The organism is Candidatus Tumulicola sp. (assembly GCA_036490475.1).
In the GTDB taxonomy this organism is placed as follows: domain Bacteria; phylum Vulcanimicrobiota; class Vulcanimicrobiia; order Vulcanimicrobiales; family Vulcanimicrobiaceae; genus Tumulicola.
The window spans coordinates 33,436-51,239 of record DASXDT010000005.1 but is presented as its reverse complement, the minus strand read 5'-3'; the positions used below and the strand labels follow the sequence as shown (position 1 = coordinate 51,239).

Below are 17,804 nucleotides of genomic sequence, written 5' to 3'. Positions count from 1 at the left end.
CCGCGCAGCTTCGCTCATGAAATCGTTTATTTTTGCACGGCGACCGTGCCTAGCGGCTCATCGAAGTTACCCGTAAACGTCGCGACGGGTGAACCGCCCGCAGGGTAGTTGAACACCTCGCCATCGTCGTTGCCGGCGTCTGCGCAATACACAACGGATCCCGCGATCCACGTTTGCGAGCAATCGCTGGCACCCGTTAGCGAGACGGTACCTTTCAACGTCGCTTTCGTTCCATGGATCGTGTATCGATAGATTTTATTCGCGGTCTGATCGGCGACGGTTAGATACTTGCCATCCCACTGCACGGAGCCAGGAAAAGCCACCGTATTGCTCGTGGTGATTTGTTGAAATGCACTAGCACCTTTCGGGAGTTCGACCAGCGAGAAGCCGTTCTGGCTCCGAAAGCCATCGGCGAATAGGTTCCCTTTGGGGTCGTAGCCATCGAAGTACGTATCGAGCATGCCCGTCGCCAAGTAGGTCGGCGAACCGGTCGCGCCCTTGAAGATTACGACGTCGCCGCCACCGTTTGGAAAACCGGTCAACACCCCTAGCGCTAGGTCTCCGTCAGAGTTCATCGCACAGCTCGAGGGCATCATGCCCGAAATGGCAAGCGTCTTCAGCGGCTTCTTAGGGACGCTGTACTCGGTGATTTGTTTCTCGCCGGCAACGATCCAGAACGTCTTCTTCCCGTACCCAGAGAGCACGTTGGTGCACGACTGGCCGCCGACGTCGTCGATCGAGCCGATCTGCTTCACGCTCTTCGGGTAATTGAAGATGCTGGAATAGCTGCCGTAGTAATTGTTGATGTACTCGTAGTACGTCGAGTCCGACTTCTGGGCCAGCTCGGGAACGATCGACGAGTACCCGTGTGGCGCGTTGAGATTCAGACGCTCCGCCGTTACCGGTCTCCCGTTCACATACGCCATGTGGCCGACGTATCTGACGTTGACCAAGGCTGCTGCCGGCGCAGTCGCCGATCCGCCGCTACAGGCCGAGCATACGGCGAGGCTGACAGCGATAGCCGCAAATTTCAAAAGGGCCGACGTGTTCATGGCGTTGCTCCCGCGTGGTTCGAAGTGACCGGGAAGCTGCTTCGCGGTTGACACCGCGTCGCCCGGCAATTCGAGCAATCGACGGGGCTCAGGACGGCGCCATTGCCCGGGATACGCGAGTCGAGGAGGGTTGACTTCAGTCTAGTGCACGGGGATCGGACTGCCGGGATAGACGACATGCGGCGTGATTAAAAAGACGATTTCGTCACGTTCGTGGGTCGATTGTTTGTTTTGAAATAGCTTTCCGAGTATTGGTATGTCTCCGAGCCCAGGTATCTTTGAGATCGTTTGTGTGCTCGTCTCTCGCATTAATCCACCCAAGACTATCGTTTCGTTGTCTCTAACGTGGAGTGTTGAATCGATCTTACGATTTGCCACTATTGGATAACCCGTAGGGGTGAACCCCACCAACTCGCTGTATTCTGGATGCAACTCCGCTATTACGCTTCCATCGGCTCCGATCGTTGGCGTGAGCCGGAGGTGGACCCCGATATCAACGTATTGAACGTTCTGACCGCCGAAAACGGACGTGCTATAGACGATCGGATAGGTCTCGCCGATACTAAGATCGGCCTCCTTATTATTGATCGTCACCAGCTTCGGCGTGGCCAAGATTGACGCGCGGCCCTTGCTGACAAGCGCATTCAGTTGCACGTTAACCGAAATCGTCCCACCCGTAAACGAGTAGGCAACTGCCCCAGGTAGAGAATTGCCTTGGGTGTCGACCCCGCCGAACTCGATTCCGAAGTTACTTGAGTCGTTTACCGGCGTCACATCGGCGACGCGGACTTCGAAAAGCACCTGCGGGCTCGGGCGATCGAGTTGCGTCACGATAGCTGCAACTGCGCTTTGGGCTCGGTCGCCGCCCGCGACGAGGACAGCGTTCTGTTCTTCGTCGGCGACATACACGCCGTCCGGCGCTACTGTTTTCAACTTCGCCACGACGTCATCTGCTCGAAGGTATCGTAGCCGGTATGCACTCGTCAACGTCGTCCGAGCCCCAGGGCTGGGAGCGACATCCAGGAGCGCTATTAGCCGGCGCGCTCTAGCGATGGTATCAGTATCTCCGGAAATGACCAAAGATCCCGTCCGCTTATCTGGAACGATCACGGTACCGTCAGGCAATGCGGACTCGAGCTCGCGCGCTACATCATCCGGTTGTGCACGGTCCAATGCAATCACGACGCCGCCTCCAGATCGATTCATCGATTGCACTGCGCCGACAATGAGCACGTCGCCTTGTTTGCGTACGCGTAAGCCATGCGCTTCGGCTATTGCCTGCAAGGCTTGTGCGAACGTGACGTTAGTGAGATGCACGGTGACGCGCTCCGGTTTTACTGAGCCGTCCGTTACAACGTTGACGCCGGACTGACCGGCAAGAAGCGAAATAGCATCGGTAATGTCCACGTCGCGCACATCGATTGAAACTAACTGCGCAGCAGATGCAGCCGTCCAGCAGAACACTGCTAGCGCTAGGACCCACAGAATGCTTAAACTGCGCATCATCGGTTACTTTGCGCCAGCAGCAAACGCGTGCCATCGGAGAGTCGAACGCTATTGGCATCGATTTCGACAACGATCGAACCGCCGACGTGCGAACCGATGCCGACGAAGACCGTCCGACTCCCAATTTGCAAGAGCGCTTTGGGGGACTCGCCGACCACGACCGCACGTACGGAAGCGCTGACCAGGCCGACAGGCGAACTGCCATCGGCCGATGCGCCCAGGTTCGGCGGAAGTACGAAACTCGGATCGATCCCCGGAATTGGTTCGGGCACGACAGGATCTGACTTCAGCGATACGGGTGCCATAAACGGGTCGCGGCGTAAAGATAGCGCCGGATATTGCAACGGCTGCAGTGATGCCGGCGAATTGATCGCGAGCGTCAAGGTAGATTCGTCGTCCGCGCTAGTGGGCAGCGGTCCGAAGGCGAGGACGAGAGCGACGATCGTCCAGATACTACAGTGTGTCGATAGCGGCATACACGTTAACGTGTACCACCGCGTCGATGGAAGCCGACATTCTAGGATTATGGTCGAGTCGCACGCCGACAACCCGTATTAGGGCCGGCCCCTGAGATAGCGCCGCCACCGCGCGCACGATCGATCGATAGGCTCCCGACCACTCGATCGTCACCGCACGCACGCCGATCTCGCGTACGCCGCCATCGCTCTGACCAAGCCGTTGCAGTGTTACATGGAATCGGTTGTCGAGCCCGTCGACCGTGCGTATCACTGCCGTCGGGCCGACGTAACGAGAGTCCGGTGGATGCATACGCGCGATGCTCGCGACGATGCGACGCCGTGCGGTTTCGTCGTGAGCGCCGTCGCGTAGCTGGATCTCATCTCTGTTCGCGCGGATATAGGCTTGGTGGGCGTCGTCCAGCAAGGCTCGCTCCGACTGGAGTTCAGGGACGATTCCTACGGCAGTCGTGAGTGCGATCGTGATTGCGAGTATCGCCCAAGCTGCGAGCACCCCCAATGGCAACCTCATTTGCGTGCGTCTTGCGGTTGCATCTGAAAAGTGAGACTGTCGCTTTCACCATGCCGGGCGATCGATTGCATCCGCGTAGCAGGGCTGACCTCGGTGACAATATCGGCAACGTGCGCGAGTTCAGCGAGTCGTTTTGTTTGGCCGTCAAGCTCGAGACCATCCGCGGATTTAGAGAACGAATCCAACCAGACGCCGGAGGGCAATCGCTCTGCGATAATCGTCAGTTGCAGCATCGCCAGCGATCCGGACAGGCGAACCGCGCGAAGGCGCTTGGCGAGCCGGAGCGTCGCGCGCAGATCCTGCCATGCGACCTTCGATTTAGAAAGCTCCGTTTCGCAGGCGCGCAGTCGGATGTGTGCTCGAGCGTCTAGGTCGCTAGCCTGGTGCACTCGATACGTTGCCAATGCGTATCCACTTGCCAAGACCGAAAAGCCGATAAGACCTGCGATAGCAACACCTTGCCAATGGTTCGAGAGTCCATTGAAAAGGCGAGCTGTCTCCCATTGCCGCTCGTTCAGGAAATTAAAGCGCCTCAATCGAGCGCCCATGCGGCTAGAGACGCGGCCAACGCGTAATCGTAAGCAAACGACGCGCCAGGCGGGTATGCATCTTCGGCCGCATGTGTGGGCAATTCCACTAAGACGCTCGCCGCCGTGGCAACGCGCTCGATCAGGCCCGGAACGCGCGAACCGTTTCCTGTTATTCCGAGCGTGCGGACAATGGCTCGCTCGCGCAGGGCTTCGAGCGCGGCGCAAACTCGTCGAACGAATGCATCGAGTTCCGGGTCACAAGCGCCGGCAGCACCAACTAATCGCTTTCGACGCTCGGCTTCCGCGATGTCGATCGAAAGTGTCGATGCGATCGCGGCAGTGAACGCCGCGCCACCGCTATCGATGGACAGGGTTCGGAATGGCTGCGCTAATCTTCCATACAGCCGGGACTGTCGAAAGCCAATGTCGAGGATGGCGTCGGCACTCGGAAACGCGCGTCGCAACGCGAATGGTTCGTAATCCATGGCCAGCACGGCTAATCGAGTGTCCCTTACAGCTCGCATCCGGTTACGAATCGCCTCTAACGGTGCGGCGACAACGAGATGAGCGTTCGTGCCATCGATAGATCGAACCCGTACTTGCGTTGGAGTATCGCCGTCGCCCCGGGGCGCGAATACTGCGCTCTCCAGTCGAGCTGCCCGCAGTAGCTCTGACGCGCGCATTGGCGGGAACTCTATGCATCTCATCACCGCGTCGCTCCACGGCAATGCGAGAACGCACGAGCGGCGGCGCCAACCAATTTCAGCGATTGACTCTACTATAGCCGATCTGATAGCTGCAGATTCACTCGAGCCATCAGCATTCGGAAGGTCGCGTGTCGCCGCAGACTCGACGCGTACGGCTCCGGCGCGCTCTCGGCGCATGGCGACGATTCGCAAGCGGCTTGTGCCGATATCGATACCGAGCGGAAGGCATTGTGTCATAACGATCTTGTCGCGACGAGCGCACAGACCGCCCCGAAACTTAGAAACGGCGCGAATGCGATCGCCGCCTGGCGAGGTGCTCTGCCTGAAAGCAAGATACAAGCGGCTGCAGTCCCCCCGGCAACGAATGCAATATAGACCGCCTGTATCTCGCCAGAAACCCCCAAACCTAGACCGGTCGCCGCGGCAAACTTGACGTCGCCGAGGCCGATGCCTCGTTTCTTCGTTAGTATATACGGAACGCCGAGCAACATTATTCCAACGAGGAGGCCGCACGCCGCGTCGCTGAGGCTAGAATAGCGGCTCACAGCCAGCGCGGACGCCGCCAACAACTGAACCGTATCGAAGCATACACCCGATCGAATATCGGTGGCCCCATTTACGAAGGCGAGCGAAATCAGGAGCGAAGCGGCCAGTTCGAACGGAACTGCGCGCGCAACCACCGCGGCGAGCACTGCTGAAGCTAAACACATTGCTAATGCTACTGGCACTCTCAATATGTTCTCTATGCCACATTTTCGACCGGAAGCGAAAGCAACATAGCCAAGTAGCGCGGTACCCGCCAGGGTCACGGCGCCGGCCTCTGCGGGAATCATCGCGGGGCCAGGCTGGAGAGTGCGCGGCGCGCCGGCAAGAAATGTGGACTATACGACAGGGCCGTTTTCCAGTACGAACGCGCGTCGTGTCCTCTTCCGAGCGCACGAGCGATGAACCCAGCGAAGGTCAGGGCGCGAGCATCGCGAGCCAGGTTACCGTCGACCGCAAAGTCGAACTCTGCACGCTCGAGATTGCCGGTCGCTCGAAACAATAAAGCGCGGTCGAAGCGTATCGTGCGATCGTTTGGATTTCGCTGCAAGAAGCCAGTGCATAATCGAATAGCCAGCCGCATCGTTGGCTGATCTCGCTGGAACAGCGTTTCGAACGAAAACCGGTCCAGTGCTACACCGTCCGCAGAGTCCACGCGGATTGCACGATGATAATAGGCGAGCGCGCTTACTGGCTGGGCGCGCAGGGCAGCCGAATCGCCTCGCGCGATAAGACTGTCGGCGATTGGGCGACGCGCGAGAACGAGCGCGACCGCCGCCGCAGCAACACAGAGGAGCACCGACCGAATCCGCTCGCCGTTCATGCCGAAATCGCGTAGTAGCCGCCGAGCCCGAACAAAACACCACCCGTGATGCCCTGACTTACCCGCGGTGGCACGATTCGCCATAAGCCGGCCAAGCGATCGCCCGCGATGATTGCAGCAACGACTGGAGCGGCGTGTCCGATTGCGTAAGCAGCGATCAATGCGTGCGAGTCGCGGGGCGAGAGTGCGTAAAAGGCACCGCCCGCAAGCGCCGCCGACAGTGGTCCGCAACACGGCGAACCAACCAGCGTGCTCGCCGCGCCAGCTGCGAAGGTTGCGCCGGCTGATGCTCCAGCTTTCTGGGGCTGACACTCGCGAAGGTGAGACTTTCCCGCCTGCCATGCTGCGTGCGCTCCTCCGATGATGCAGACGACTGCTGCCGCGCCATATGCTGCTGGAGATGTCGCGACAACGGTTGCAGCGGCGGCGAACATTGCTCCGCAAACCAGGTATCCTGCGATCAAACCGCCTCCAAATGCCAGAGCGTGAACGCGGCGCTCCCTATCGGGCAGGCGTTTCAGAAGCGCCCGTAATAAGAACGCACGCGATAGTCCACACGGACCCAAACCAGCAAGCGCGCCAGCCTGCAAGGCAACGAAAGGCGCTACGTTCATTGCGACTTCGTCGCCGCGAAGCCGGCGTCGGATGAATATTGTATATGCGTGAATTTCGTCTGCGGAGAAATGTTCTGCAGCGTCCCCGGATCGTGCGTACCGGGGCAAACAATTGCATATGAGGCATTTCCTGTGTCAGGCTTTTCGACCGTAAACGTGTAGAACGAGCCCGGTCCAGCCGCCGGGTCCACAGGCGTTTGTTTTAGGTATGGCGTTAACTCGTCGTTTGACGGGTCGACGGTACCTCCGTCCGGATAACGATCGTTATCCGTTTGAAACAGCTCGATCGCGGTCGCGATCTCTTTCAAGTTTGACTCGCACGCCGAGGTCTGCGCCTGTGCACGGGCTCGGACGAAGTTCGGCACGAGTATACCGACAAGTATCGCAATGATCGCCACGACGATCATCATTTCGATGAGCGTAAATCCGCGCTGTAACCGTAATTTTCGAGCGTCCATCGCTCGCCGAGCGTCATCCATGATCGCCCGTTATAGTGCCCACCGATACGGTACGCGCGTCACGCGCCTGCTATTTTAGCGCCTGGCAGTCGGATCCGTATTCGGTCGCGTCGCGAACGCGGCGCGCCAGTCCTTGGACTCGACGCGCAGCACCCACTCGAATCGGGAGTCGGGGGACAAAGCCAGCGGCGGAAACACGATCGCGAACGGAACGTTAATTGCCGAACCCGGTTTTACACCGGGCGGCCTCCCGACTTCGAGATCATTCTCAACGTGAATCCCTTGCGTGCCGCCGCGTCCATCGGGAATCTGAATTGCTTTACCATCGGCGTCGAGCAAGTCGAGCGTCCAACGCGTCCGCCGATTCGTCTCGTCCCACGGCACGTGAAAAATGATTCCGAGCGCGCTCGGACCGGTCATGGGGCTCGACGTGTGGCTCCAACCGATACCGAGCGCGTGCAGTTTACCTTCAGAGACTTGCGCGGAGTCCGCGAGAAAAAGCGTTACGTCCAAAGTCCCGGCGTCTTAGCGCCGCGACCGGAACGTTCCTGGGGCGATTGACCGGCGCGACGAAGTCGCTCGATGGCGGCTCGATGCAAACGGGTGAGATGCCGGCGAGAATACCCGAGTCGACGCGCTAAATCCACCATGGTCGCGCCTTCGAGATGAATCGACCGCACGATCGACGCCTCGAGCGGGGTCACACTTTGCAGCAGTCGCTCAAGCGTCAGTTTGTCGATAACCGCATCGAAGGGCGCACTCGATTCGCGCTGTAGATGCGGTGGAAGCAGTTCGAATGAAACGACCGTACCACTCGCCCTAAAATCACGAACGTCACGGCGTTCCTGCATCGAGGCGCCGATGTGGTGAGCGATGTCGTCCTCTACCGGCTCACGACCGAGCAAGTTCCACAATTCACGCTCCGCCGCCAACCAACGCCGCTCGAGATCGCGAAGACGCCGGGGCGCGCGAAGCATTCGCTCCCCGTCGCGCACAAAATGCATTAGCTCCCCTAAAATCAGGACCCACGCATATGCTTCAAACGGCGTTTGCTGTGAGGGGTCGTACCGGTCGACCGCTTTAATGAGGCCGATGGTAGCGACTTGTTCGAGGTCGGCACGATCGAGATTCGGGCGCACGAAACGGCGAGCCGCTCGAGCACATAGGTACGCGTATTCGGATACGAGTCGCTCGCGATGTTCCGGGCGGCGGTAGCGGTACCAAAGCTCCGCAGTCGTCAGCGGTTGAATCATTGAATATTTCCGATCATTGAGTAAAGTGGGATGATGATGGATGCAACGATCGTCCCTACGGCGAGTCCGAGGGTACAGATGAGAACCGGTTCTAAAATACTTGTCAGAGCGAGAAGCGAAGTTTCTACGTCGCTTTCGTAAAACCGTGCTATTCGCACGAACATTGCGTCGATCGCGCCACTCTCCTCGCCGGAGCGAAGCAGTTGCGCGAACGTTGCGTCGAATAGGCCACTTCGCTCGAATGGAGCGACCAGGCCGTCACCGCGCCGGAGAGAAGCCGTGACGCTTTCTAGACAACTGCGGTGAGCGGGTCCCACGACGCCGGTGCAGATGTCGATCGATGTTACGACATCAACTCCAGCCTTTAGAAGCGACCCGAGCGTGCGGGCCAGCCGCGCGGCCGATGCTTTCGATAGTACCGGTCCGACCAATGGAATCTTAAATCGAAAACGGTCGAGCGCATTTGCCAAGAGCGGAGACCGATGTCGCGCCCAGACGGTCGCAGCGATGATCGAGGCGACGACCAGCGCGACCGACGGCACCAGCTCGGGTGAATCTACCGTGCCTCCCAGCCGCAACAGCACGCGCGTTATCAGGGGTAAGCGCGCGTGCAATTGAGCGAATGTCGCGGCGAATGCTGGTATCGTATTTCCAATCAAGAAAAGGAGCAGTGCCACAGCAGCCACACTTACCACGGCGGGATACGTCAGGGTAGCCACGATCTTGCGGCGTAGCGCCCGGTCGCGCTCTTCCCATCGAGCAAGCGTCCGCAATGCCTCGTCGAGCGATCCCCCCGCCTCGCCCGCACGCACGATCGCGATCGTCACCCGCGAGAATTCGTGCGGGTGGTCCAGCAGGGCTTGCGATAATGCGGTGCCGGACTCAACCTGCGCCGATACTGCCCGTAGCGCATCGATGATGCTGTCCCGTGAACGAACTGCCGTGACCGTTTCCAGGCTGCGCCGTAGCGGTACGCCGGCCTCAATAAGCGCGGCTAAGGATCGAAAGGCGGCCAGTCGCGCCCCCGAGTCGCGATGCAGCGCGAATCGAATGCGAGCGACAATGCCGGGGATCGTCGCCGCCCCATTGAGCGCCGTCACGTATATGCCGCCGGTTCGAAGCCTTCGCAACGCGAGACTGCGCTCGGGGGCGATAATCGATCCGCACGTGCGAGAGCCGTCGCGGGTTAAGCCTCGATAATACAAGAGCATCGGTCAAGCGGCCGTCGTCCGAGCGTCTTCGAAGCGGCGTGCCGTATCGAGCGAAATCTCTCCCTCGGCAGCGAGCTGGGCGGCATGTTGCGCGAAGGTTTGCATGCCGTGCCGGCGCCCCGTGACAATAGCGTTTGGGATGAGGTACGTCTTCGATTGACGGATTATGCTCTTCAGTGCCGGGGTCGCGATGAGTATCTCTGCTACGGCGCGGCGGCCGGCAACGGCACCCTTTACGAGACGCTGACACACGACGGCGACTAGCGTTTCGGCTAGCGCCACGCGCGCTTGCGCTTGACGAGCCCCATCAAACATATCGACGATCCGCTCTACTGTCTCCGAAGCGGTTCCCGTGTGCAACGTCACGAACACGAGGTGTCCCGTCTCGGCTGCCATCAACACGGTATGCATGGCGTTCGCATCCCGTACTTCTCCGACGACCAAGACGTCGGGATCGGCGCGGAGTGCACCGACCAGTGCTTGCTGTATGGTTGGCGCATCAAGTCCGATCTCACGCTGCGAAATAAACGAGCTGCGGTTGTAATGACGATATTCAATCGGATCTTCCAGGGTCACAATGCGTCGGTGATAGCCGCGATTGATGTCGCCGACGATCGCGGCCATCGTTGTAGATTTGCCGCACCCCGTTGGCCCAGCGAGCACGACCAAACCGCGCTCTCGCTGTCCCAACGAGCTTACGACAGCCGGCAAATTCAGGCGTTCGAGGGCCGGCGGCTCGCGATCCAGAAGACGAACCGCCAGCACAGGTTCTCCGCCCGTTCGCAAAACGTGCATCCGCGCGCGTCCGCCGTCACCAAAATCGATCGAAGTACTGACGTCGCCGCTCCGTTCGAACTCTGTTCGGTTACAATCGCTCATGAGCCCGGCCGCCACGCTCCACAATTCGTCTGAATCGAAGAGGCCTTCGGACAACGCTGTAAGTGTGCCGTCGACTCGAGCGACGGCGGGGTGGCCAGCCGCTAGATGAAGGTCGGAGGCGTTACGGACTCGTGCCGCATGGATGATATCTGCGAATCGGATGCCGGGATCGATTCGAGCTTTCATGCAGCACCTTCGACCGAACGGATCGGAAGATACCCGTCGCGTAGTGCGACCGCTCGCAACGTCTCCGGAGGCGCCTGGATATGTAGCGCGTGTCGCAGCTCGTCGGAGACGAGGATGAGTTCGAAGACTCCTTCGCGTCCGCCGCCGTCTAATCTCGGCCGCAGCCGTTGCCCCAATACAGCAGAAACTGACGCAGCCAACGTTCGAGCGCCGATCCCGAGCTCCCGAAGGCGCTCGAACGCGGTTATCGCGTTCGTCGCGTGAAGCGTTGCGAGAACTAATCGACCACATAACGCGGCCGTCGTAGCGACGGCTGCAGTTTCAGCGTCGCGCATCTCTCCGACGACGACGACGTCGGGGTCTTGGCGAAGAAACGCACGCAGAACCGTCGCGAAAGTGAGCCCAGAGCGAACGTTCACTTGTACTTGCGCGATGCCGTCGAGTCGTAATTCAACGGGGTCTTCGACGCTGCAAATGTGTTCCGAGTCTGCGTCGCGTTCGCGCAACGCCGCGTACAGCGTTGTTGTCTTGCCGCTGCCGGTTGGACCGCAGATCACGACAAACCCCGCGCTCGCAGTCAAGACACTCCGAAAGTCGCGTTGTAGATCTTTCGGCATCCCGAGATTGTCCAGGCGACGTCCACCGCCGTCGCGGTCGAGTAAACGGATCGTCAGCCTCTCCCCGTCGATCGTCGGAAGCGAGGACACGCGAAGATCGATACGGCGCCCAACACGCTCCACATCAAATCTCCCGTCCTGAGGAAGACGACGATCCGCGATATCCATCCCGGCCAATAACTTGATTCGCGACACGATGCGTAGTAAGAGCTCTGCATCGATTTCGGTCACGAATTGTAATGCACCGCCGACTCGCACGCGCGCCTGCCCGGCTCGCGCGCTGGGACCGACGTGCAGATCTGACGCGCCCGCATCGATTGCATGCGCGAGGATCGCGTCCAGCGTCCTTATCGCGGGCTCGTCAGTGAAGGCGGTTACCGAAGGTTCGCGTAGCATGGACGACGGTTATAACACAACGCTCATCGTTGCGAAACAGCCGTCGCGCGTTTTGCGATTTAATGTCCACGGGAGGTGGCGGCGGGGAATCCGGCTAGGCGCGCCGCACACACCGTGATGCGCAAGACGCTCTCGAGAGCGCTCCTCATCGTGGTCACGCTGGTCGTCGTCGCGATTTACTATTTGCCGGCCGGTCACGTGGACTTCGTCGAGAACTGGGGTGAAGGTGGCTTCGGCGCAATTAACTACAACCGAAGCAACGTCGTCGCGAGGATCGACCGAGGGTCCCCGGCCGACCGCGCCGGGGTGCGCGCCGGCGATCTCTTGGTGGAAAACGGTTACCTGACAACGTCGTCCCTTCTGCGCGCACCGTATGCCGGCGAGACCGAGCGTTTTACATTTCTTCGTCGCGGACACGCATACAGCGTTACCTTGACGGCCGTTCCCGTCGCGCAATTTACCGTCTGGCAGCGCATCGCGGGTATTCTCGCCTACATTCCGCCGACCGTGTTTCTCATCGTCGCGTTTCTGTTGGTATTCCTTCGGCCATCGATCATGGCGTGGTCGTTCTATATTTTCGCGGTAGGGTATTTCGGAACCAGTCCGGCTTTCGACTATTGGTCACACCTGCTATCCCCGCAGCAGTTTCTCGTACTCGGGTTCGTCCTCAATACAGTCTTCGGGCCTTGGAGCGTCCTGCCGTTACTGCCGTTCGTATTGCGCTTTCCAAACGGCGACGTGCAGGGCTGGCGCCGGCACATCGATCCGTTCGTGTGGGTTTATCTCGCGGCCGCGTTTGCGCTCTACACGTTCGAATGGCACGTCTATATCTCAACGCAATCGTTGCCGGCATGGGATGCCATCGTCAGTTCGGTCATTCCGCTCAGCGCGTTCGCATTCGCCGGCCTGATTCTCGCCAAGAACGTCGTGATGGCGACGCCGAGCGATCGGCAGCGTTGGGGCTTTTTGGCGATCGGGACGATCGCCTCGTTCATCGCGTATGCGATCTATTACGTTCCGGGCGTGCCGTTCGCGGTGGGACAGATCGTCGGCTTCGCCGTCATTCTGATGCCGCTGTGCATCGCGTACGCGGTCTTCCGTTTGCGCGTCCTGGACGTGACCTTCGTCCTCAATCGCGCTCTTGTCTACGGCGTAATCTCGGTCGGCGTGATTGCCTTCGTTTCGATTCTGGATTGGTTCTTCTCGCGCGTGGTCGCGATCGGCCGTTTCACCGTCGGCATCGAGTTACTGATCACGATCGGCGTCGGATTTTTGCTCGACAGAATCAATCGCTCGGTCGAGGGCGTCGTCGAGTCGATCTTCTTCCGCAGCCGTCGGCAAGCAGAGGCCTATTTGCGCAGAGCGGCGTCAGCCTTACCATACGCCACCAATGAATCTGCCATCAGCGATGGACTCGTCCAAGTCCCGAACGACGCGATGGATCTGGCTGCCGCCGCGTTATATCGGCGATCCACGAGTACCGGCCGCTTCGAAGGCGTCGCGACCTCGCGGCAAACGACCGTCGCCCCCGCGTCGTTCGATACGAATCACTTGCTCGTGCGCATGCTGCTTGCCGACGAACACATCGTCTGGCTCGACGAAGTGCGCTCGCAGCTCGATTCCGACAACGCGGCCATCTACACGCTGGCGGTTCCGGTGACCGTGCGGCACGAACTCGTCAGCTTCACCCTCTACGGCGCCCATGCCAATGGCGCGCAACTGGATCCCGAAGAAGCCGCTATGCTCGAAGATCTCGCACGTGAAGCGTCGCGTGCGTACGATCACGTGGAAGCGGTTCGGACGCGCGCTCTCTATGCCGCACAAACGGGTGTGGTAACGGGCTAGACTTCCCTAGTTCGTTGCCCGGTAGTAGCCTTACGGCAAACTCATCATGCCAAAGAACACCACTCCAAGGGCCGTCATTTCTAGAGGTCCGCGGCGTAAAAACGGGGATTCTTCCGCTCTGACTCGTTTGAACCTTACGGTAAAGGCGCACTGCCGATGGCGTAGGGGTATCGGTACATGTTTCGGACACCTTTGAGGGTGCGACTGACGTAGACGTAGCCCGTCTGATCGGTTATCTGATTAGCTGTTTCCTTTGGCGAAATCATCGAAGGATAACACGCAAGTTGTACGGGCTGGCAAGCGCCCGGGGGAATCCTGATAATAGTGCGCGGATGAGACCAATTGATGAGATCGGAAGATGTGAGCATCGCGATTCCCAATCGTTTGGGCGGATAATCCACCAATAATACAAACGCGTTTAAGTATCTATTGAAGGTAAGGTTTCCTTCACCGGTCGCGCCGTATGTGTTTAGCGGCGTGAATGCACCGTTGTGCAAACCGCTGGTCGAGAATCCGCCGTCGTAATACTTCTCCCAGCTTCCCGGCTTCCCGTCCGAACTCATCGGCGCACGAGCGATTGCCATCGGAAAGCCGCTGGGACTGCCCTCGCTATAAATCGCGTATAGGTAGCCGCCAACGGCGAGTGCTGATGGCGTGCATGCACCCGCTCCGCCGGCCTGCGGCTGCGGCGGCTTACGAAAGGCGCCGGTAATGATCGCGCCCGCACGGGTCCACGTCGTTCCGTCGTCGGACGAACGCGCCAGTCCGACAGTGCAATAAAATGGGCCAGAAGCGTTATAACTGCCGTAGTAATCCACGCCGTTCCAGAAGTGATTCTCTCCGTGATACACCATGAGGAGATCCTTGCCGTTCGAAGCAGGTGTAACTGTCCCCGGTCCAGCGTAATTGGCGTCAAACAAATTGGTTCCTGGATCGAAAGGCGAGTAGACCGGAAGCGTATACGGTCCCGGAATTGGAACAAGCCTAAATCGGGCCATGTCGTTAGAATCGGCCAGAACTGCATTACCTTCCGCCTCGCCTATGATGCCAGATGACATCCACGTCCGATAGAGCCCGCTCGTGAACTTGAGGTAGCTGATCTGCTCGTCAGGAAAATTGACTAATCCGCCGGTCTCGCCTGCGAGAACCAGTTGCGGCGACCCGATCTTGACGGAGCTCCCAACGTGATGAACGCCTCCCGTTGGCATCGGCAGCGGCGAATAAAGCGGTACGCCGACCGCCGGACTGGGACTCGGTCTCGGAGTCGCGCCCGGTCGCCAAGCGTAACCCATCTCGGCGTTCGCGTTCGTTGCTCCCTGCTGTGCCTTCAGGACTTCATTTTGCGAGCAAGCACTAACGTATGTCGATACGATCGTGGCCGTTGAACGCTCGTGCTGGACCGTCTCGCCAACTAATCCAGAGACGGCAACATGCGCGTACGGCTGCGATGTGCAATCTGGCACTGCGTAGTAGTAAGCAAGCTGTACGAAGGCCGGATTGTTTTGCGTCGGTTCTAGAAGTCCCCAGGAAGAAGGCACTCGCCAGGTCCCGATGGTGACCGTCACGTGCTTCTTTTGGTCGATAAGTGCACTCCGCCACGTTTCGCTCAAAGCGTTTTTCTTAACAAGCGATATCGTCAGCGTATACGGTACGTTTTCCTGCCAGAGGTACCCGAGCGTGCATAGCAACGTCTTACCAGCTGGACAGCATCCGGGAACTTCTCCGGGCGTGAGCCCGTGGCCGTTGGCTGGACAAGAAACCATTCCCGTTGCGCCTTGGTTATCAAGAAACTGTTCGGCGCCGCGCATCCCGAGATCGACCGCGTCCGTGTCCATACGAATCTCTGCGAGGTTTCCATTGGCAAAGGGAATGAAAAGCTGCCAAAAGTACGGCGCATTTTCAAGGCCAAACGCCTCCGTGTTAAATGTGACCTGTACGGAGGCATAAGGCTTGGAGGAAAGCGAGTAGTTGATGTTCGCGTAGACATAGTGCGGTGAAGAGTTACCGCTGAACTGGTGTGCATAGGGCGTCAAGGTATTGCTACCAGTGAATGTTCCACCCCCGCATCCTATAACGGCGGTTAGCAGGGCTCCGAACGCGCTTAACTTCGAACATTTTATCATTTTATTTGTCACGAAGCAGCTCCCTTTTCGTGATCATCGTGCCTACTCGGTCCGAGCGGTACAGCTCAACCGGCCAATAAGGATAAGGAGGCGAGATAAAACGGCGGTCTTGTTCATTTGAGTCGCACCGAACTAAATTCGCCTCTAAGACCATTGCTTGCTGAGCTGATGTGGCTACACACTTGTTCGAGCGCAAGCCATGAGGAGCCCATTGGCGCCGGCCCCGAAATTTGCCGGCACTTTGTAGTCTAGTTGACTCGTCTCGGCGGTGGCGGAAGACGCTACCGGAAGGCAAGCGAATTCTGCGTCGCGCCCGAGCAGGCCGTTATGGCGACCGTAACATCGCATCCAACGACGGCTAACAATAAACGCAAGACGTTTCCTACCATAGCTCTTGTGCGTTGCCTAGCGCAAGACTAAGATCGAACGCATAGAACCACTCCATCGGATTTACGGCGTAAGCCGAAAGAGTACGCCGCAACCCGCGACGCCGCTCGTGTCGCAAGTGCCGGATCCGCCGTAGGGCGTTACGCCCCACAGATTTTTATCGCTTCCGATGATTACGCCGGCCCAGGGTGATTCGCCATCTTTCGCCGGGCCTTGGAATTCGTGAAGCACCGTCTCGCTGTATTGGGAGCCGGAAGGCGTTAGCTTAAAGACAACGCCGAAACTCTTGGCAGTTCCACCCGCGCTGGCAGTGCCGTAGATGTTGCCTTTCGTATCGGCGATTAGGCCGTTTTCATCGTGCGGCTGTGCACCGGTTTTACCGCCGCTGAACTTGAATATTACTTTTTCAGAGTATTCCTTTCCCGACGGCGTAAGTTCGAAGACGACGCCGGCATTCGCACCACTCCCGGCGTACAGTGTGGTGCCGTACAATGTGCCGTGCTTTCCAGCAAGTAAAGCCGACCGCGGAGTAGCCCCGTCACTGTATCCGCCTGCAAAGCTATGAACGACGCTTTCCACGTAGGTAGCGCCGGAGCGCTTCAGCTTGTAGACGACGCCGCAGCCGCCCGAACAAGCACTGCTGTTACCTCCGCTCTTTGCCGTTCCGTAAACGGTGCCCGCGCTGTCCGCAATCAACGTGCCGACAGGATTTGCGCCGTCCTGACCGCCTTTGAAACGATGAGCGACGGTCTCCTTATAGGTTTTGCCGGAACGCACGAGCTTGAAAACGATCCCGCAGCCCCCGCTACATGCTGCAGCGCCGCCACCTTGGAAGGTGGTTCCGTACAGCGCACCACTCTTGTCGATCAGAAGTCCGCCGATGGGATAAGCGCCGTCTTGCCCGCCTTGAAAAGCGTACAGCACCTTTTCGGTATAGGTCGATCCATTAGGGATCAAGTCGAAGACCGTGCCGCATCCCGCCGGGCATACGGCCCCTCCGTAAGTGGTCGTGCCGTAAAGCACGCCCGACGAATCTTGCACGAGGCCGGCTTCGGGCGCCGCCCCATCGGGCATTCCACGGAAAGCGTAGACCGTGTGCACGCCGGATCCGTCGTAAGCGATGACGCTACCGAAGCCACTGGCACTCGTGCCGCCTTGCGATGTCGTACCGAACATCTGACCGTCGGAGCCCAGAAGCAGGCCCCCGTACGGAACCGCGCTCTCCGGCTGCAAATCTGCGACCACGTCTTTGACTTTGGACGAGGACGCCGGGACCGCCCAGTGCATGGCGGGTTCGATGGGCGGGCCGGCATTCGAGCCACAACCCGTTAGCCCAAACATCACGACGAGCGCGGGCAGACCGTATCCTTTGACGATTCGCGATGAACCACGCATGGGTCTGGACCTCCTAAACAGCAACCATTGGTAAGCGACGCGGCCGGCAATTCGAAGGCCGGTCGCGGGAGCTTGTAACGATAATAAAAATCAACCGTTACAAAGCCGTTACAGTCACGAACCCGCGGCGCTAAATGGAGTGGGCGCGCGGGTGCCGAATTTTGTGGCTCACGGATTTGCGGAGGAAGCGGTGGCCGAAAGAAATCTGGAGCAATTCCAGCCACGAGCTTTATTAAAGCCAAGCATTCTCGCTATGGCCGAGCACGTTATGCCTCGGCTTTATGTCATCGTC

Annotated in this window: 18 protein-coding genes; 1 reads left to right on the top strand and 17 read right to left on the bottom strand. The window is 59.1% G+C overall.

Going from position 1 to position 17,804, the window contains the following annotated elements; all coding sequences use genetic code 11:
• Positions 1 to 26: 26 nt before the first annotated feature.
• The 15 genes from VGF98_03895 to VGF98_03825 all read right to left on the bottom strand — a co-directional run bounded on the left by VGF98_03895 (position 27) and on the right by VGF98_03825 (position 11,762).
• Positions 27 to 1,106: a hypothetical protein gene (locus VGF98_03895; protein HEY1680763.1), complete on the bottom strand. Its 1,080-nt coding sequence runs from the start codon at positions 1,104 to 1,106 to the stop codon at positions 27 to 29.
• A gap of 87 nt (positions 1,107 to 1,193) precedes the next feature.
• The gene (locus VGF98_03890; protein HEY1680762.1) at positions 1,194 to 2,558 is read right to left on the bottom strand and encodes a secretin N-terminal domain-containing protein; all 1,365 of its coding nucleotides are present in this window, start codon (positions 2,556 to 2,558) and stop codon (positions 1,194 to 1,196) included.
• Positions 2,555 to 3,034 (bottom strand): hypothetical protein, encoded by a 480-nt coding sequence (locus VGF98_03885; protein ID HEY1680761.1) that lies wholly within the window; start codon positions 3,032 to 3,034, stop codon positions 2,555 to 2,557. The genes VGF98_03890 and VGF98_03885 overlap by 4 nt, the downstream gene beginning before the upstream one ends.
• Complete coding sequence (locus VGF98_03880; protein ID HEY1680760.1) at positions 3,012 to 3,545, bottom strand: hypothetical protein; 534 nt, start codon at positions 3,543 to 3,545, stop codon at positions 3,012 to 3,014. Before VGF98_03880 ends, VGF98_03885 begins: the two co-directional genes overlap by 23 nt.
• A complete protein-coding gene (locus tag VGF98_03875; GenBank protein HEY1680759.1) occupies positions 3,542 to 3,778 on the bottom strand; it encodes a PilN domain-containing protein in 237 nt (78 codons plus the stop codon). Before VGF98_03875 ends, VGF98_03880 begins: the two co-directional genes overlap by 4 nt.
• 299 nt (positions 3,779 to 4,077) lie before the next feature.
• Positions 4,078 to 5,019, bottom strand: coding sequence for a pilus assembly protein PilM (pilM, locus tag VGF98_03870; protein ID HEY1680758.1), 942 nt, complete (start codon positions 5,017 to 5,019; stop codon positions 4,078 to 4,080).
• The gene (locus tag VGF98_03865) at positions 5,016 to 5,492 is read right to left on the bottom strand and encodes an A24 family peptidase (protein HEY1680757.1); all 477 of its coding nucleotides are present in this window, start codon (positions 5,490 to 5,492) and stop codon (positions 5,016 to 5,018) included. The genes pilM and VGF98_03865 overlap by 4 nt, the downstream gene beginning before the upstream one ends.
• A 119-nt stretch (positions 5,493 to 5,611) precedes the next feature.
• Complete coding sequence (locus tag VGF98_03860; protein HEY1680756.1) at positions 5,612 to 6,148, bottom strand: hypothetical protein; 537 nt, start codon at positions 6,146 to 6,148, stop codon at positions 5,612 to 5,614.
• Positions 6,145 to 6,762 (bottom strand): hypothetical protein, encoded by a 618-nt coding sequence (locus VGF98_03855; GenBank protein ID HEY1680755.1) that lies wholly within the window; start codon positions 6,760 to 6,762, stop codon positions 6,145 to 6,147. Before VGF98_03855 ends, VGF98_03860 begins: the two co-directional genes overlap by 4 nt.
• On the bottom strand, positions 6,759 to 7,241 hold the full coding sequence (locus tag VGF98_03850; GenBank protein ID HEY1680754.1) for a prepilin-type N-terminal cleavage/methylation domain-containing protein: 483 nt from the start codon (positions 7,239 to 7,241) through the stop codon (positions 6,759 to 6,761). Before VGF98_03850 ends, VGF98_03855 begins: the two co-directional genes overlap by 4 nt.
• Before the next feature lie 54 nt (positions 7,242 to 7,295).
• A complete protein-coding gene (locus VGF98_03845; GenBank protein HEY1680753.1) occupies positions 7,296 to 7,733 on the bottom strand; it encodes a hypothetical protein in 438 nt (145 codons plus the stop codon).
• On the bottom strand, positions 7,724 to 8,473 hold the full coding sequence (locus VGF98_03840) for a sigma-70 family RNA polymerase sigma factor (GenBank protein ID HEY1680752.1): 750 nt from the start codon (positions 8,471 to 8,473) through the stop codon (positions 7,724 to 7,726). The genes VGF98_03845 and VGF98_03840 overlap by 10 nt, the downstream gene beginning before the upstream one ends.
• Positions 8,470 to 9,573: a type II secretion system F family protein gene (locus tag VGF98_03835; protein ID HEY1680751.1), complete on the bottom strand. Its 1,104-nt coding sequence runs from the start codon at positions 9,571 to 9,573 to the stop codon at positions 8,470 to 8,472. The genes VGF98_03840 and VGF98_03835 overlap by 4 nt, the downstream gene beginning before the upstream one ends.
• Before the next feature lie 114 nt (positions 9,574 to 9,687).
• Entirely contained in the window at positions 9,688 to 10,749 is a 1,062-nt protein-coding gene (locus VGF98_03830; GenBank protein HEY1680750.1) for a PilT/PilU family type 4a pilus ATPase, read from the bottom strand.
• A complete protein-coding gene (locus tag VGF98_03825) occupies positions 10,746 to 11,762 on the bottom strand; it encodes an ATPase, T2SS/T4P/T4SS family (protein ID HEY1680749.1) in 1,017 nt (338 codons plus the stop codon). Before VGF98_03825 ends, VGF98_03830 begins: the two co-directional genes overlap by 4 nt.
• Before the next feature lie 117 nt (positions 11,763 to 11,879).
• Here VGF98_03825 and VGF98_03820 point away from each other — a divergent pair, with 117 nt between their 5' ends.
• The gene (locus VGF98_03820; GenBank protein ID HEY1680748.1) at positions 11,880 to 13,607 is read left to right on the top strand and encodes a hypothetical protein; all 1,728 of its coding nucleotides are present in this window, start codon (positions 11,880 to 11,882) and stop codon (positions 13,605 to 13,607) included.
• Positions 13,608 to 13,741: 134 nt separating this feature from the next.
• Here VGF98_03820 and VGF98_03815 read toward each other — a convergent pair whose 3' ends face one another.
• A complete protein-coding gene (locus VGF98_03815) occupies positions 13,742 to 15,640 on the bottom strand; it encodes a hypothetical protein (protein HEY1680747.1) in 1,899 nt (632 codons plus the stop codon).
• Positions 15,641 to 16,180: 540 nt separating this feature from the next.
• On the bottom strand, positions 16,181 to 17,512 hold the full coding sequence (locus tag VGF98_03810; GenBank protein HEY1680746.1) for a choice-of-anchor tandem repeat GloVer-containing protein: 1,332 nt from the start codon (positions 17,510 to 17,512) through the stop codon (positions 16,181 to 16,183).
• Positions 17,513 to 17,804 lie beyond the last annotated feature (292 nt).